This is a genomic window from uncultured Sulfitobacter sp. (assembly GCF_964021855.1).
In the GTDB taxonomy this organism is placed as follows: domain Bacteria; phylum Pseudomonadota; class Alphaproteobacteria; order Rhodobacterales; family Rhodobacteraceae; genus Sulfitobacter.
Window position 1 is genome coordinate 1 of sequence record NZ_CAXHZD010000011.1, and the last position, 16,145, is coordinate 16,145.

Genomic DNA, 16,145 nt, shown 5'->3' on the forward strand with positions numbered 1-16,145 from the left:
GCGCGGGCCGTTAAGGTGCTGCGGCTTAAACGGGTGTGGTGATGGCCCCGATGCAAGATTGCCCCGCAATGATGACATTCCCGACCAAATCGACGGGATAGGCGGTGCGGCCAACTGGAATGACGGGCAGGGCCGATGCCGACGTCGGAGTATAGTCGCCGCCGCCTGTATCGGATCCGAGATGTGATCTGTCATCGACAAAGGCGGGCGCGGTGCCTGTCGTCTCACCCGCCGATGGGGTCTCGCCCAACCATGAAACGGGGCCATACCCTGCGCCGTTGTTCGACCCGCTGGCAATTGCGTTATGCGACCAGCCGACCTTGTAACGGACGGGCCAGTTGCCGGTATTTCCGCCCTCGCTCGCAAAAACATCGCTTTTGATATTCAGCCGCTCAAACAGGTTAAAGCGGACATGAGCAGATTTCGCGACATTCACGGCACCATCAAGATACATCAGATTAATACGCTCTCCGACGATGCTGTTGTGCTGGAACACCACGTTTTCGGCGGGGCTGGCATCACCATCGGCATTCAGGCGCAGGGCCGCATTGCTGCTGCTGCCCCAGCTTTCAACAATATTCCCGACAAAAGCCAAGCCGCGCGGGCCGATGGGGGCGTTGATATTGATGATCGGGTTCGAGGTCGTGCCGTTGGTAAAGACATTCCATCCCAGAAAAAGACCGTTCATCGCGGGCCGCGCAGTGGTGGGGGCGCGCCAGTTGAATTCAGGCAGGTTTGAACAGCCCGCTGCCTGATAGGTGATGGAGCCCGCACAGCGGTCACATCCGATCGCAGTGACCATCGTGGCTTCGGTCGAGAAAAAGTTGCCCTGCCGCGGGTCACCGCCTGCGCCAATCGCGCAATTGCGTTGAAAGAACCGACCGACACGGTACACCCACGCACCGTAATAGCTGGTGTTATTGGCATCCCAAATACAGTTTTCAGTGACGAACAGATGGTTGGCTGATGCGGCACCACTGTCCAAAAACACCACACTGCCCCCGGTCTTGCGCAGGGTCAGATCGCGGATTTTCAGCTGGGCCGGGATGGCGTTGAACTTGCTGCTGCCCCCGTCCGTCAGGATCGTGGTGCCGCGCTTGGCGGGATCAGCAGCCTCAACGACAAGCGGCACGTCGATGCTGGTGCCTTGGCTTTTGAAAGGGGTGAAATCATGCACTCCTTCGACCAGCCTGATGATACCGCCACCCGCATCATTCGGGCGCCCATAGGTGTTTGCGTTGAACGTCGCAATGGCCGCCGCGGCCGCTGCGATTGTGGCAAAGGGTGTACCCGCTGGCGCTGCATCGCTTGCCACAGCGCCGGTGCTGTCATCACCCGATGCGCTGTCGACATAGGCCAAAGCAGCGCCGTATGCGCCTGTGCGGTCGTTGAGCAAACGCAAGGTTGTCAAGTTGGGGGATGGGTAGGGGTCCGCATCGGTCGAGATGGTAAACGTGTCGCCGACCCACGGATAAATCACCGCATCAATTGTCAGTAACGCGCCTTGGGTCAGGGGCGTCAAATCCATGTCAGTCGCGAAATGCGGGACATGGAGACCGGAAGCCTCGAACTGAGTCGAGGTCATGGACGACACCGTTTGCGCCACGCTGGTCACCCCGTCGCTGGCGATGAATTTCACAGCGGCCACGGGACGGCCCAGCCTTGCAAACCCATGCGCGACGGCAAGGCGCAACCTGTGAACCGGCCCGTTCGCATGTTCGCGATCATGGTTCAGCCACATCGCGATGGGCTTGGGATAGGCAAGGGTGCTGGTGTTGGGGACACAGCTGATGGTGTCACCCGCATAGATGAAATCAGACAAGGCGACGTCGGTTCCGGTTAGGGTGTCTTGATCCGGATAGGGTTCGCGGGTGCGGGTTGTGATCGCGACACTGTCGCTATACGTGGTCGAATTGCCCGATCCATCGAACCCCTGTCTGGTGACGATAATGGGGGGCGACGTGGGGGTGACATCGGCAGCTTGCGGATGAAATGCCCGCCAACCGTCGCTTAGGATATGGGAAATGCCGGCGGGGGGGGCCGCCGCCTGGTCGCCCGTTGGTGTTTGTCCCAGATGCGTGCCGATCCCGATTGTCATTTGCATGGCAGACCTTCCCGTTACCAATTCTTCAAGGTTGCCCGGTATATCAGCGGGCTCTTTGGCGTTGCGCGGGCAGGGGTTTGGTCGGCGGTGCCGTTAATCTTCACCGTATTTTAAGCTTGGCAGGGTTCAATCGTTGTTGGGCGTTTTGAGTGTTAGTGCCACAGGCAGGGTCTATTGGATGAGCATCGCGGACAGTGTATTTTCGCGTAATTTTGGCGGGTTGGATGCCCCGGACACGCGGCGGCGTCGTTTTGTTGGTGTCGTGATTGGCGTCTTCCTTGCGCTGGTTATCTTGCCGATAGGGGTTAATATTGGGCCGCTTTATCTAAGTGGGGCGCGTCTTTTGCTGATCCTGCTGATCATTCCGCTTGCGGTGAATTTGGCGCGGGGGTGTTACGGGCCGTTGATCGCGACCGATGCGCTATTTACGCTTCATTTCATCTGGATGGCCTTGGCCTTGTGGGTGAATAACCCCGATCAAGCACTGCAAAACGCTGGCGCGACGGGGGCGGATTTTCTGGGGGCCTATTTGCTGGGTCGTGCCTGTATCCGCGACCGCGACGATTTTCTGACGCTGATCCATGCGATTGTTGCGATGATCATTCTGTGCCTGCCTTTTGCAGTGATCGAAGCGATCACCGGCACGTCGCCGCTGATTGAAATGGCAGGGCATATTCCGTTTTTGACTGCTCCCCCTGATTTGTCGATCGACAGACGGCTGGGGCTGGAACGGGTGCAGATGGGATTTGAACATCCGATCCATTGGGGTGTGTTTTGCTCCCTTGGCATAGCGATCTGCCTGGTGGGGCTGCAAACGACGTTAACCCTGTTCACCCGCTTGGTGCTGACGGCTTTAATATGCCTGGCTGGCCTATTGGCGCTTTCCAGTGGGGCAATTTTATCGGTCGCTGTGCAGATTGGACTGATCATGTGGGCTGCGGTATTCCGCGCGCAGGCCAATCGATGGGTGATCCTGCTGGTGGGTCTGGTCCTGTGCTATTGCATTGTCGATCTGCTGTCGAACCGCACACCGATGCGCGTTTTCATGAGCTATGCAACCTTTTCAGCTGATAGCGCCTATTGGCGCGCCACCATTTTCGACTGGGGTATGGTTAATGTCTGGGCCCATCCGATCTGGGGCTTGGGCCTGAACGATTGGGTTCGCCCGGTCTGGATGCACACGCCCAGCATTGATAATTTTTGGCTGCTATCCGCTATGCGGTACGGCATCCCCGGATTTACCTTTTTGGCCGCCGGTTACGGCTATGCAATTTGGCGGATCGGCCTGCGGCCCTTGCGCGAAGACGACCCGATATGGCCCTTGCGGCGGGCATGGGTGTTTTGCTTTGTCGGGCTGACGTTGGCGCTGGCGACAGTGCATATTTGGGGTACACTATATGCGCTGGTTTTCTTTCTGTTCGGGGCTGGCATGTGGCTGTTCCCGGAAAAGCCCGCAGCGTTGCGCAGTCCGAAAATCTGGTACGTTCCCGAACGCCCGCTGCCGAAGTTTAGGAACGCACAGCCGGTTCAATATACACAGTCCCTAACGCCGAATTATGTGGGTGCGGCGGGGCGCGATATGCACGCCCGCCCCGACACCTAGCCGAGTTACCTAAATTTTTCTGCGCATAGATCAGGCGTGCTTTCCAAAGCGAAAGGTTTTGCCCCTAGCATCGGATCGATCCAAAGTTTCCCAGGAGCAGCTGCAATGGTGGCGGCCGACGCGTCAAATAAATATGCTGCGGCCTTGCGCAGGCAAAAAACGGGGTTTGCATTCGTCCTGATCATCAGCGGGGTTATCAGCGTTCTGATGCTCACCGGGTCGATCTATATGCTGCAGGTTTATGATCGCGTTCTGTCCAGCGGATCGGTCGTTACATTGATGGGGCTTTTTGCCATCGTTGTCGTTTTATATCTGTTTTTCGGGCTGTTTGATCTGTTGCGCCAGCGCATGCTATCGCGCATCGGCACACGGCTGGAATGTGATCTTGGCCGCAGCGGGTTCTTTGCCCAACTTCAGGCAAAACAAGGCGTCAATGCCGACGCTTCTGACCCGCTTCGACATCTGTCGGGGATCGGTCAGTTTTTGTCGGGGCCCACAGCGGGCAACTTGTTTGATCTTCCCTTTGTGCCTGTGTTCCTGGCCGTATTGTTTTTAGTGCATCCGGTACTTGGCTTTTTTGTCGTGGGCGGCGCGGTTGTTGCGGGGGCCGCCGCGTGGCTTGCAGGGTTCATCGCGCGCAGGTGGCAAGAGCAACGCAATCACGGTGCCGCACGCCAATCCGAATTCGCGACCGAAGCGCTGCGCAATAGCGAGGCCGTGGTCGCCATGGGCATGCAAAATAACCTTGCGATGCATTGGCAAGCGATGCAGCTGGAAAGCCTGAAAACCCATCAACACGCGGCGCAGGGCAGCGAAATTCTGGCGTCCTTTAGCAAGACGTTTCGCATTTTGCTCCAATCCTCGATCCTCACGGTTGGCGCTGTTTTGGTGCTGAGGGAACAGATTTCGCCGGGTATGATTATCGCGTCTTCGGTGTTGTCGGGTCGTGTCCTTGCCCCGATTGACCAAGCCATCGGACAGTGGCGCGCCATTGCGCAGACGCTTTTCGCCCATCGCGCCCTAATGGGTTTTTTTGAAGGTTGGAAAGGTCAGGATGGTAATATCGATCTGCCCAAACCTTCTGGCCGCCTGACCGTCACATCGCTGACGAAATTTGCCGCTGGTGCCAGCGCCACACGGCAAGAACTGCTGCTGCAAAGCGTTAGCTTTAGACTTGAGCCCGGCGATGGCTTGGGGGTGATCGGAAAATCTGCGGCGGGAAAATCAATACTCGCGCGTCTTTTGGTGGGCGCGTGGCAACCCGACCGGGGGGAGGTGCGCCTTGACGGGGCCGGTTTTGACAAATGGCCCGTCGGGGCGATTGGTCGCCATATCGGGTATCTACCGCAATCGGTGACGCTTTTGCCGGGCACAATCGGTCAGAACATCGCCCGGTTTGACCCGCATGCGACCGATGGCGATATCGTTGCGGCGGCGCAGCTTGCCAATGTGCATGACCTGATTTTGCGGCTTCCCAACGGCTATGCAACCAAGGTCGGCGGTGCGTCTGGGTCGCCTTTGTCCGGCGGGCAGATCCAGCGTATTGCCCTTGCCCGCGCGGTTATTTTCAAACCGGCGCTGATCGTGCTGGATGAACCGAACGCGCATCTTGACGGGGCAGGGGATACCGCGCTGGAAGATGCAATTACGCAGCTACGCGCGGCTGGCAGCACCGTCATCGTGATGGCCCACCGGCCAAGCGCAATTGCGGCCGTGAATAAGATCTTGATCCTTGATCAGGGCCGTATGACCAAATTCGGGGACAAGGATAAGATCCTAGGGCCGCCGCCCCAAGCGCAAAAGCCCCCGGTTCGGCAGCAGCTTTCTAATCATGCACGGCAGGGGTGATCCTGAATTGATCTGGCCGAAACGTCCCTGGATCAACAGATGTCAGACGTCTTGATCAACCTTTTGACGCTGCTTTCCAAGGCCTTGAATGGTTAATTCCATCACGTCGCCCTTTTTCAGGTAGACGGGGTTTGGTTTCATCCCCATGCCCACACCGGGCGGGGTACCGGTTGTGATCACGTCGCCGGGGTGCAGGGTCATCAATCCGCTCAGATGTTCGATAATCTCGGCCACGGAAAAAATCATGGTGCTGGTATTGCCGGTCTGCATCCGCTTGCCGTTGACGTCCAGCGACATGTCCAGCGCCTGCGGGTCGGGAATTTCATCACGGGTGACAAGCCACGGGCCCGTGGGGCCAAAGGTGTCGCAGCTTTTGCCTTTGGTCCATTGCCCTGTCAGCTGGGTCTGAAAATGGCGCTCGCTTACGTCATTGATCACGCAATACCCGGCAACATGTTCCAGCGCGTTCTCTTTCGAGACGTATTTCGCCTTCTTGCCAATCACCACACCCAGCTCGACCTCCCAATCTGTATGGGTGGACCCGCGCGGCATGACCACGTCGTCATTTGGACCGACAATGGCGGAGTTCGCCTTGAAGAATAAAATCGGGTGTTCGGGGATCGCCGCACCGGTTTCTGCCGCGTGATCAGAGTAATTCAGCCCGATGCACAGGAATTTACCAATATTGCCGACGCAGGGGCCCAGACGCGGGTTGCCTTTTACTTCGGCCAAGGATGCCGGATCGATCCCGCGCAGTGTTTCAAGCGTTGCATCATTCAGCATATCGCCAGTGATGTCTGCCACGTGGTTTGATAAATCACGCAGTGTCTCGCCGTCCATCAGACCCGGTTTTTCTGCACCGACCTCACCATAACGTACCAGTTTCATAGCATTTCCCCTTATCTTAACCCTGCCGACTGGCGGGCATTTTCGCACAATGTCTCTGAAATCAAGAGGGGCGTCCAGCGTCATCGTGGGAAGTATGATGTGCCATGGCAATGCGCCCAATCGCGGGGGTACGATTGGGCGCTAGATGCAGCCACCATTGGTTAATGGGCCAGAAACACCGGCTGGTCGGTTTGTTCGACCAACGTGCGGGTCGTGCCGCCAAAGATGGCTTCGCGGGCTTTGGAATGCTCATAGGCACCCATTACGATCAGGTCCGCACCGGTTTCCTTGGCGCGCTCCATGATGCAATGGCTCAGGGTTTGGCCGCCACTTGGATACTGCTGAACGGTGACGTTGCAGCCATGGTGGGTCAGCCATTGTGCGACATCGACACCGGGGTCCTCACCTTCGCCAAACTCGGTCATAACCGGGTCAAAGGTTCCGATAATCACTTCGTCGGCGGCACGTAGCAGCGGCAGTGCTTGTTGAACGGCGCGGGCGGCTTGCAACTGCGTGTTCCACGCGACAAACACCCGTTTGGGATCCGGCAGAACGTTCCCGTTCGGTGTGTTCAACAGAACGCCAACGGGGGATTGGAACAAAACACCGTAAAGCGCCTGTTTGAATAGCATCTTGGAGGGGCGCAGGCTTTCGTCAATCCACGCCATGTCGCACAGCATGGCGCGGCGGGCCACGTGATCTGCGATGGTGCCCGGTTCAGCGGCGACCGTGGTCACATCGCCAGACAGCTCGTGTTGCTGAAGCAAGGTTTCGACCTCGGTCTCTTTTGCATGCAGTGCCGCTTTGGTCGCGGTGACCTGCTGTTGCCACTCTGGAGAAATATCGGGGGTGCCAAAGGGTTCGACGCCGACGGCATAGTAGGAAAACACCGGCATCTCGGCCACAATAACGATGGCAGCATGAGCAGGAATGGCGCGGATCGTTTCGAGCTTTTGCGCCAAGGTGGTGAGCGGCGTAGCAGTGCCGATCACCAATAAGATTGTGCTATTTTTCATGTTGGGTTCCTAAGCGAGCGATGCAGTTCAAACCGGCACGGTATGTGCTTGAGGTCTCTCAATCACGGTTTTGCCGATTTCCAGCAGTTTGGCGTATTCGGCGGCATAATCGTCCATCGCTTTTTTAAAGAATGCGGTTTGTATTTTCTGGACGTCGGTCACCTCTTTCGCCTTCATCAGTTTTTGCTGGGTTTCCACGTCTTCTTTTATACGGGCGGCGGTAAAGCTCAGCATTTCATTGCCCATTTCGACCATCGCTTCCATCCAATCTATCCCAGAGAGTGAGGGCGCATGAAGGCCGGTTTCCTGCATGGACTTCATCAATTTGACCATTGAAGGGGCGAGATCCGTCGTCTTTGTCGTCGTGCTCATTGCGTGTCCTTTCCGGTTCACTTGAAGTTCGCCCAATTCTAGCGGTTTACGCGCGTGCCGGATTGACCTGCATCAATCATCGGTACGCCAGTGCGAAATGGTGGCAAAAATACGCCCAGAAACCCGCGCCGGAATTTCTGCGTCGATTGACCAAGATCAATCCGCCGCGCTGCCAATTCTGACAGTTCTGTTCCAGCTAACCGCGCTGAGTCGTCCAACAAACGGCACCGGGTTCAGCATTTTGGGAAATTCGATGCGACGGACCGAGCCGTTTGCGAAAAGGAGAGAACCGATGCCAGCAGATATAGGTGCAACCGACGCAAAACAGGGCGCACCTGCGTCGGGTAAGTTGGGGCTTTTGCCGCTGACCGCTTTGGTTGTGGGGTCGATGATCGGCGGCGGCGTGTTCAGCCTGCCGCAAAACATGGCGCGCGGGGCCTCGGCCGGCGCGATTACCATCGGTTGGTTGATCACCGGGATCGGGATGCTGGCCTTGGCCTTTGTTTACAAGAACTTGTCGACCCGCAAACCGGCGCTGGATGCGGGACCGTATTCATATGCACGCGCAGGGTTTGGCGATTTCGTCGGCTTCAACAGCGCCTGGGGGTATTGGCTTAGCGCGTGGCTCGGCAACGTGTCTTATGCGGTGCTGATCTTTGGCGCGCTTAGCTATTTCTATGCGCCCTTTGGCGAAGAGGGAAACACATGGCAGGCCATTGTCGGCGCTTCGATTGCGCTGTGGCTGGTCCATGCGCTTGTGTTGATGGGGGTCCGGCAAGCGGCAATCGTTAATACAATTACCACCATCGCCAAGCTGGGGCCGATATTCCTGTTTATCGTGCTGGTTTTCGTGGCGTTCAACATGCCCACCTTTGAATTGGATTTCTGGGGCACGGAAGCGCTGTCACTGGGCAGCATCACAACACAAGTGCAAAGCACGATGCTGGTCACGCTTTGGGTTTTCATTGGCATCGAGGGGGCCAGCGTCGGGTCAGCCCGCGCGGCCAAACGCAGTGATATTGGCAAGGCGACCATCCTCGGGTTTGTCAGCGTTTTGCTGGTTTATATGCTTGTGTCCTTGCTTTCTCTTGGGGTGATGTCGCAGCCCGAGCTGGCGCAACTGCCCGCGGCGGCGTCCATGGCGAATGTGCTGGAATCCGTCGTCGGGCCTTGGGGGTCTGTGCTGGTGCGCATCGGGCTGGTGATTTCGGTGGCAGGTGCCTTCCTCAGCTGGACATTGCTTGCCGCAGAAATCCCTTTCCGAGCCGCGCAAGAGGGGATGCTGCCCGCGTTCTTTGCGATTGAGAATAAGAACGGGTCGCCCTCTGGCGCGCTTTGGATCACCAACGTTTGCGTGCAGGTCGTTCTGATCGTGACGCTTTATGCCAACTCGACCTACCTTGCGCTGTTCTACATCGCCTCGACCGCCATTCTGGTGCCTTACGTCTTTTCCGGGGCCTACGCGCTTAAACTTGCACTGATTGGCGAAAGCTATGGGTCGGGCGAGCGGCGCGGCATCGATATGGCGATTGGCGGGCTGGCGACATTCTATGGCGCGTGGCTCGTCTATGCGGCCGGGCCTACATACCTGCTGATGTGTGCGATCCTCTATGCGGTGGGCATCCCGTTTTATATCTGGGCACGCCGCTCACATCGCGAAAACGCATTCACCGGGGTCGAGCTGCTGACCGCGCTGGTGCTGGTCGGTGCGGCAATTGTGGCCGCCTACATGATGTGGACCGGCGTCATTAGCGCCCTCTGACTTATCCAAGAAAAAGGACCGTTCTCATGGAAAATTTTGGCAAGCTCGGTGTTTATTCGGAAACAGGTAAACTGCATCAGGTGATCGTCTGCCGGCCCGGTCTGGCGCATCGCCGGTTAACGCCAGCCAACTGTCAGGAATTGCTGTTTGATGATGTGTTCTGGGTCAAGCAGGCGCAGAAGGATCACGATGTTTTTGTCCACACGATGCGCGGCGAGGGGGTCGAAGTGTTGGACGTCAACGACCTGCTGGCCGAGACGTTGGACATTCCCAAAGCCCGCGATTGGGTGCTGGATCATCGGCTGACGCCAGAGCAGATCGGCGTTGGCATGATGTCGGAGCTGCGCGCGTGGATGGGCGAGTTGACCGGTGCCCAGTTGGCCGAATACCTGCTTGGCGGGCTTGCGACCGATGATTTGCCGTTCAAACCATCGGGCCTATTCGGCAGCTATCTTGGGTCGCACGGGTTTATCCTGCCCCCGTTGCCAAACGCGTTGTTCACCCGTGATAACTCTGCCTGGATCTATGGCGGGGTGTCCGTCAATCCGATGCATTGGGCCGCGCGGCGCCCCGAAACATTGCTGAACACGGCGATCTATAAATTCCACCCCAAGTTTGCCGGTAAGACCACGATCCACTGGGGTGATCCCACCGCCGATCACGGCCTCGCCACGGTCGAGGGGGGCGATATCATGCCCGTCGGTGACGGTGTGGTGCTTGTCGGCATGGGCGAACGGTCTTCGCCGCAGGGTGTTGGGCTTCTGGCCGAAGCGTTGTTTGACACAGGCGCCGCGCGGCGGGTTCTGGCCTTTGCCATCCCGAAATCACGCGCTGCTATGCATCTTGATACGATTTTCACCCTATGCGGCGGCGATGTGGTGACCACCTTTAAAGAGGTGGCCGATGAACTGGTCTGCTACGATATTCGCCCCGGCGATGGTCCCTTACCTTTGCAGTTTCGCCATGATCCGCGCCCGATCTTCGATATCGTGGCAGAGGTGCTTGGCTACAAAAAGCTGCAAATCGTGCCCACAGGCGGCGACACTGCCGAGGAACGCGCCCGCGAACAGTGGAACGACGGCAACAACGTGCTGGCGCTGCGCCCTGGCGTGGTCATCGGATACGACCGCAACGACGATACGAATGCCGCGCTCAAGGCGGCGGGGATCGAGGTGCTGGCCATTCCCGGTGCCGAACTGGGGCGCGGTCGCGGCGGCGGCCACTGCATGAGCTGCCCCACCATGCGCGACCCTGTGTAGCGAAAAGGACACCCAATGGCTTACAATCTGAAGAACCGGCATTTTCTGACGCTGCGCGATTATTCCCCGCGCGAGATTTCGTTCCTGCTCAAGCTCGCCGCCGATCTGAAGGTCGCGAAATACACCGGCACCGAGGTACCCAAGCTGCAAGGCAAGGACATCGCGCTGATCTTTGAAAAAGACAGCACGCGCACCCGTGTCGGTTTCGAAGTCGCAGCCTATGACCAAGGCGCGCGGGTGACATATCTTGGACCAACCGGATCGCATATCGGGCACAAGGAATCCGTCAAAGACACGGCGCGGGTTCTGGGCCGGATTTACGACGCGATCGAATATCGCGGCTTTGGTCAAGACATCGTCGAACAGTTGGCAAAGTATTCCGGTGTGCCTGTCTATAACGGGCTGACCAACGAATTTCACCCGACGCAAATCCTTGCTGATTTCCTGACCATGCAAGAGCATGTGGAAAAGCCGCTGCACCGCGTGGCCTATGCCTTCTTGGGGGATGCGGGCAACAATATGGGTGACAGCCTGCTGATTGGCGGGGCCAAGATGGGCATGGATGTCCGGCTTTGCGCGCCCAAGGCCTGCTGGCCGAAACAAGCGATCATCGACGAAGCCGAGGCGATCGCCAAGGAGACCGGTGCCCGCGTCATGGTTACCGAAGATGTGGATACCGCCGTCAAGGATGTCGATTTTGTTTATACGGATGTCTGGGTGTCCATGGGCGAGCCCAAGGAAAAATGGGCCGAGCGTATCAAGTTGCTAAAACCCTATCAGGTGACGGCAGAGGTGATGGCCAAAACCGGCAACCCGCGCGCCTGTTTCATGCATTGCCTGCCCGCGTTTCATAACACCGAAACCACCGTCGGAGCCGAGATTAAGGACACGTTCGGGCTGGACTGCATGGAAGTGACCGAAGAGGTTTTTGAAAGCGCCGCCTCTATCGTTTTTGATCAGGCGGAAAACCGGCTGCACACCATCAAGGCGGTTCTTGTCGCCACCTTGGGGGCCTGAAATGCTGGTTGTCGCAGCCATCGGGGGCAATGCCCTTTTGCAACGGGGACAACCCTTAACCGCCGCAGCACAGCGCGCCAATGTTGTCGTCGCAGCCAAGGCATTGGCTGAGATTGTGCGCGCCGGCCACCAGCTGATTGTGACCCATGGGAACGGGCCGCAAGTCGGTCTGCTGGCCCTGCAAGCGTCCGCGTATAAACCCGACGAAGCCTATCCGCTGGATGTTTTGGGCGCCGAAACCGAGGGCATGATCGGATATCTGATCGAACAAGAGCTGGAAAATGCCCTTGGCCATGATCACGCTGTGGCGACCCTGCTGACCCAAGTGATTGTCGATGGCACCGACCCTGCGTTTCACACGCCAACCAAATTTGTGGGCCCGACGTATTCCAAGCAAGAGGCCGAAGCACGTGCAAAAGTCGCGGGCTGGACCATTGCGCAAGACGGTGAATATTGGCGCCGCGTCGTACCGTCGCCCAAGCCCATCGAAATCCCCGATCTGCGCGTGGTGCGGTTGCTGTTGGATCAAGGGGTGATCGTGATTTGCGCAGGCGGGGGCGGCATCCCTGTTTTGCGACGCCCCGATGACAGCCTGATCGGCGTTGAGGCGGTGATAGACAAAGACGCGGCCAGCGCGCTTTTGGCCGGGGATATTGGTGCCGATGCATTGCTGCTGCTGACCGATGTTGATGCGGTTTACCACGGTTTCGGCACTGACGCCGCCACCCGCATCGGGTCTTTGACCCCGGATCAAGGCCGCGCACTTGATATGCCCAAAGGGTCGATGGGGCCGAAATTGGACGCCGCTTGCGGTTTTGCCGATCGGGGCGGGATCGCGGGTATCGGGCGTCTGGCCGATGCATTGTCGATCCTGAACCGCACCTCTGGCACGCTTGTGACCCAACCCGCGGGGGCAAAACGATGACCACCAATACCGCTATTGAGGTTGCCACGACAACGGACGGCCGCATCGTCGCCATTCGGGGCGGCGTTGTTGATGTGGTCTTTGACGGGGCAGTGCCGCGCATCCACGATCTGCTCTATGCAGGCGATATTGCATTGGAAGTCGCGGGCCTGATTGGCCATGGCAAAGTGCGCGCCATGGCGATGGCCCCTGTGCGCGGGCTGGGCCTTGGTATGACAGTCACGGCCACAGGCGGCCCGATCAAAGTGCCGGTCGGCGATGCCGTTTTGGGGCGCATGCTGGATGTGTTCGGCGCACCGATTGACGGGCGTCCCGCCCCCGTCGCGACGGAGCATCGCTCCATTCATCAGCCGCCACCATTGCTCAGCGATCGGGCACCCCAATCAAAAATTCTGGAAACCGGGATCAAGGCCATTGATCTGCTCTCACCCATTGAACGGGGCGGCAAGACCGGCCTGTTCGGCGGCGCGGGTGTCGGCAAAACCGTGCTGATTACCGAGCTGATCAACAACACCTTGCAGCACCACAAAGGCGTCAGCCTGTTCTGCGGTATTGGCGAGCGGTCGCGCGAGGCAGAGGAACTGTACCGCGAGATGGGCGAAGCGGGCGTGCGCGATAAAACCGTGATGCTGTTTGGCCAGATGAACGAGGCACCCGGTGTGCGCTTTCTGGTGGGTCACTCTGCTCTGACGATGGCCGAGTATTTCCGCGACGACAAAGGCCAAGACGTGTTGCTCCTGATCGACAATATCTTTCGCTTTGTCCAAGCAGGATCAGAAGTGTCGGGCCTGCTGGGGCGGATGCCGTCGCGCGTGGGGTATCAGCCGACATTGGCCACAGAACTGGCCGGGCTTGAGGAACGGATCACCTCAACCAAGCGCGGTGCGATCACATCCATTCAAGCGGTTTATGTGCCAGCCGACGATTTCACCGACCCCGCCGCCGCGCATATCTTCTCGCATCTATCCGCCTCGGTTGTTCTGTCGCGGAAACGGGCAAGCGAGGGGCTTTATCCGGCAGTTGACCCTTTGGCCTCGGCTTCGGTGATGTTGACGCCCTCTGTCGTCGGGCAACGCCACTATGACATCGCGCGCGAGGTGCGCCGGACCCTCGCTGAATACGAGGAACTGCGCGACATTATCGCGATGCTCGGGCTTGAGGAGCTTTCATCGGCCGACCGCGCCACCGTGGGCCGCGCCCGCCGGTTGGAACGTTTCCTGACGCAGCCGTTTTTCACGACAGGATCGTTTAGCGGGGTCGAGGGCAAGCTTGTCCCTATCGAAGACACCCTGACGGGCTGCGAAACGATCCTAAGCCAAACCGAGTTCGAATTTCCGGAAAGCGCCTATTACATGATCGGCGGGCTGGATGATCTGGGGGCCGCATCATGAGCATCGCCTCCGACATGACCGTGACACTGCGCTTGCCAACCAGCACATTGTTCGAAGGGCAGGCGGTTCAACTGACAGGGACTGCCCCGAACGGGTCGTTCGGAATTTTGCCGAACCACATGGATTTTGTCACGGCGATTGTGCCATCGGTCATGACTTTGCGCCTTGCCGACGGGTCCGAAGAAATCTTTGGCCTGGATGAGGGATTGCTGGTCAAAAAGGGCCACAAAATCACCGTCTGCGCCCTGCGCGGCGTGCATGGTGACGATCTGAGCAGCTTGCAAAGCACGGTCGAGACGAGCTTTATCCAGATGGACGAGGACGAGCGCCAAGCGCGGGCAGCATTGTCACGGCTTGAGGCAGATATGGTGCGCAGATTTGCCGAACTGCAAAGGCCGCAGCTATGACGCCAAAGCCAGATAAATCCAGCGGCGACATTATACGTCAGGCCAAGCGGATGAAGTCGCACCGCGACAATCCCGGCCCCAGCCCGCTGCGCGGCATCGGCACCTTTGGCATGATCGGATGGTCCATTGTCGTGCCGACCGTTGGGGGCGCGTTTCTGGGTCTCTGGCTGGACCGCGTCGCGCCGCAAGGGTTTTCGTGGACGCTGGCGTTGATTTTGGGCGGCGTGGTGATCGGCGCAATCATTGCTGCTTCTTGGATCAACAAAGAAAGGGATGACAAATGACTGCTATCGATTGGAACGCGGTGCTGATGGGGGCGGCCATCGGGCTGGCCATGAGTACGTTTTTCTTTGCCGGATTGGCTTTCGGGATGCGGCAAGCACTACGCCGTGAAAACCCAGTTGTGGTGCTCGCACTCAGCGGCGTGATCAGGGTCGCGGCCTTGCTTGGGGTTGGCTGGCTGGTGTTGGGGCAGGTCGGGCCATGGGCCGCACTTGGCTATGCCGTTGCGTTTCTTGTAACGCGCCTCGTTGCCACGACCTTTGCCCGTATTGGTCTGCCCGCACGAGGCACATCATGAACCTGTCCCCCGATCAAACCATCATGTTCGAGGTCTGGGGCCTGCCGATCAACGCGACGATTTTTTACACGTGGATCGTGATGGCATTGCTGACCGTCGTGTCGATGCTGATCACGCGTAACCTGCGCCCCGACGTGCCGCCAAACCGCTGGCGCACCACGCTCGAGGTGATCGTGCAAGGCATCCAAAGCCAGATCAACGAAGTCGCGCGCGGCTCCTCTCGCTATCTGCTTTATTATGCCGGCACGCTGTTCTTGTTTGTCGCGATGTCGAACCTCTTGCTCGTTATTCCCGGGTTTGAACCGCCGACGTCGTCGCTTTCTACGACCACCGGGCTGGCCATATCGGTCCTGATTGCGGTGCCGCTTTTTGGCATCACCAGTCGCGGCATTGGCGGATACCTCAAAACCTATCTGCAGCCATCGTTCATCATGCTGCCCTTCAATATCATCTCGGAATTTTCGCGCGGCATATCGCTGGCCATCCGTCTGTACGGTAACATCATGAGCGGTGCGGTGATCGCGGCGATCCTGCTGTCGGTCGCGCCGTTTTTCTTTCCCGTGGTGATGGATGTTCTGGGTCTGCTGACCGGCATGATCCAGGCCTATATCTTTGCGATTTTGGCAACCGTCTACATCTCCAGCGCCACCGCACCCTCCCCCAAGCCTCAAAAGGATACCCCATGACCGAACTTGCCATTATCGCCGCCATTTCGATTTTTACCGCAGGGCTAACCGTTGCATTCGGGGCAATTGGCCCCGCCTTGGGCGAAGGCCGTGCAGCGTCGACTGCGCTTAGTGCGATTGCACAGCAGCCCGATGCCGCACCGACCATTTCACGCACGCTGTTTGTTAGCCTCGCGATGATCGAATCCACCGCGATCTATTGCTTTGTCGTCGCGATGATTTTGCTTTTTGCGAACCCGTTTTGGATTGCCGCACTGGCCGCCGCGCAAGCCACAGGGGGGTAAGGC

The 16,145-nt window shown here is 58.3% G+C and carries 16 protein-coding genes; 12 read left to right on the forward strand and 4 right to left on the reverse strand.

From position 1 onward, the window contains the following. Positions 1-25: 25 nt before the first annotated feature. Positions 26-2,104, reverse strand: a complete 2,079-nt coding sequence (locus AADJ11_RS19345) for a hypothetical protein (protein ID WP_341236049.1) — start codon at positions 2,102-2,104, stop codon at positions 26-28. A 178-nt stretch (positions 2,105-2,282) separates the two neighbouring features. Here AADJ11_RS19345 and AADJ11_RS19350 point away from each other — a divergent pair, with 178 nt between their 5' ends. Together AADJ11_RS19350 and AADJ11_RS19355 are read left to right on the forward strand one after the other, a co-directional pair. Next, the gene (locus AADJ11_RS19350; RefSeq protein ID WP_341236050.1) at positions 2,283-3,707 is read left to right on the forward strand and encodes an O-antigen ligase family protein; all 1,425 of its coding nucleotides are present in this window, start codon (positions 2,283-2,285) and stop codon (positions 3,705-3,707) included. Between the two features lie 105 nt (positions 3,708-3,812). Continuing rightward, entirely contained in the window at positions 3,813-5,555 is a 1,743-nt protein-coding gene (locus AADJ11_RS19355; RefSeq protein ID WP_341236051.1) for a type I secretion system permease/ATPase, read from the forward strand. Positions 5,556-5,597: 42 nt separating this feature from the next. Here AADJ11_RS19355 and AADJ11_RS19360 read toward each other — a convergent pair whose 3' ends face one another. The 3 genes from AADJ11_RS19360 to AADJ11_RS19370 form a co-directional block, all read right to left on the reverse strand. Further along, on the reverse strand, positions 5,598-6,443 hold the full coding sequence (locus AADJ11_RS19360) for a fumarylacetoacetate hydrolase family protein (RefSeq protein WP_341236052.1): 846 nt from the start codon (positions 6,441-6,443) through the stop codon (positions 5,598-5,600). Between the two features lie 161 nt (positions 6,444-6,604). Then, positions 6,605-7,459 carry a universal stress protein gene (locus tag AADJ11_RS19365; RefSeq protein ID WP_341236053.1) on the reverse strand — a complete coding sequence of 285 codons (855 nt, stop codon included), beginning with the start codon at positions 7,457-7,459 and terminating at the stop codon, positions 6,605-6,607. Between the two features lie 27 nt (positions 7,460-7,486). After that, positions 7,487-7,831: a phasin family protein gene (locus AADJ11_RS19370; RefSeq protein ID WP_341236054.1), complete on the reverse strand. Its 345-nt coding sequence runs from the start codon at positions 7,829-7,831 to the stop codon at positions 7,487-7,489. 292 nt (positions 7,832-8,123) lie between these two features. Between AADJ11_RS19370 and arcD the strand changes: the two genes are divergently transcribed. Genes arcD through AADJ11_RS19420 form a run of 10 tightly spaced genes read left to right on the forward strand, consistent with a single transcriptional unit; the run spans position 8,124 to position 16,142 of the window. Further along, positions 8,124-9,593, forward strand: a complete 1,470-nt coding sequence (gene arcD, locus AADJ11_RS19375; RefSeq protein ID WP_341236055.1) for an arginine-ornithine antiporter — start codon at positions 8,124-8,126, stop codon at positions 9,591-9,593. A gap of 26 nt (positions 9,594-9,619) precedes the next feature. Further along, the gene (locus AADJ11_RS19380; RefSeq protein ID WP_341236056.1) at positions 9,620-10,852 is read left to right on the forward strand and encodes an arginine deiminase; all 1,233 of its coding nucleotides are present in this window, start codon (positions 9,620-9,622) and stop codon (positions 10,850-10,852) included. A 15-nt stretch (positions 10,853-10,867) separates the two neighbouring features. Continuing rightward, positions 10,868-11,869 carry an ornithine carbamoyltransferase gene (gene argF, locus AADJ11_RS19385; RefSeq protein WP_341236057.1) on the forward strand — a complete coding sequence of 334 codons (1,002 nt, stop codon included), beginning with the start codon at positions 10,868-10,870 and terminating at the stop codon, positions 11,867-11,869. Between the two features lies 1 nt (position 11,870). Then, a complete protein-coding gene (locus AADJ11_RS19390; protein WP_341236058.1) occupies positions 11,871-12,794 on the forward strand; it encodes a carbamate kinase in 924 nt (307 codons plus the stop codon). Beyond that, complete coding sequence (gene atpD / locus AADJ11_RS19395; RefSeq protein WP_341236059.1) at positions 12,791-14,185, forward strand: F0F1 ATP synthase subunit beta; 1,395 nt, start codon at positions 12,791-12,793, stop codon at positions 14,183-14,185. Before AADJ11_RS19390 ends, atpD begins: the two co-directional genes overlap by 4 nt. Next, positions 14,182-14,592 (forward strand): ATPase, encoded by a 411-nt coding sequence (locus AADJ11_RS19400; protein ID WP_341236060.1) that lies wholly within the window; start codon positions 14,182-14,184, stop codon positions 14,590-14,592. Before atpD ends, AADJ11_RS19400 begins: the two co-directional genes overlap by 4 nt. Continuing rightward, positions 14,589-14,876 (forward strand): AtpZ/AtpI family protein, encoded by a 288-nt coding sequence (locus tag AADJ11_RS19405; protein WP_341236061.1) that lies wholly within the window; start codon positions 14,589-14,591, stop codon positions 14,874-14,876. The genes AADJ11_RS19400 and AADJ11_RS19405 overlap by 4 nt, the downstream gene beginning before the upstream one ends. Then, on the forward strand, positions 14,873-15,172 hold the full coding sequence (locus tag AADJ11_RS19410) for an ATP synthase subunit AtpR (protein ID WP_341236062.1): 300 nt from the start codon (positions 14,873-14,875) through the stop codon (positions 15,170-15,172). The genes AADJ11_RS19405 and AADJ11_RS19410 overlap by 4 nt, the downstream gene beginning before the upstream one ends. Beyond that, complete coding sequence (locus AADJ11_RS19415; protein ID WP_341236063.1) at positions 15,169-15,858, forward strand: F0F1 ATP synthase subunit A; 690 nt, start codon at positions 15,169-15,171, stop codon at positions 15,856-15,858. Before AADJ11_RS19410 ends, AADJ11_RS19415 begins: the two co-directional genes overlap by 4 nt. After that, a complete protein-coding gene (locus AADJ11_RS19420; protein WP_341236064.1) occupies positions 15,855-16,142 on the forward strand; it encodes a F0F1 ATP synthase subunit C in 288 nt (95 codons plus the stop codon). The genes AADJ11_RS19415 and AADJ11_RS19420 overlap by 4 nt, the downstream gene beginning before the upstream one ends. Positions 16,143-16,145 lie beyond the last annotated feature (3 nt).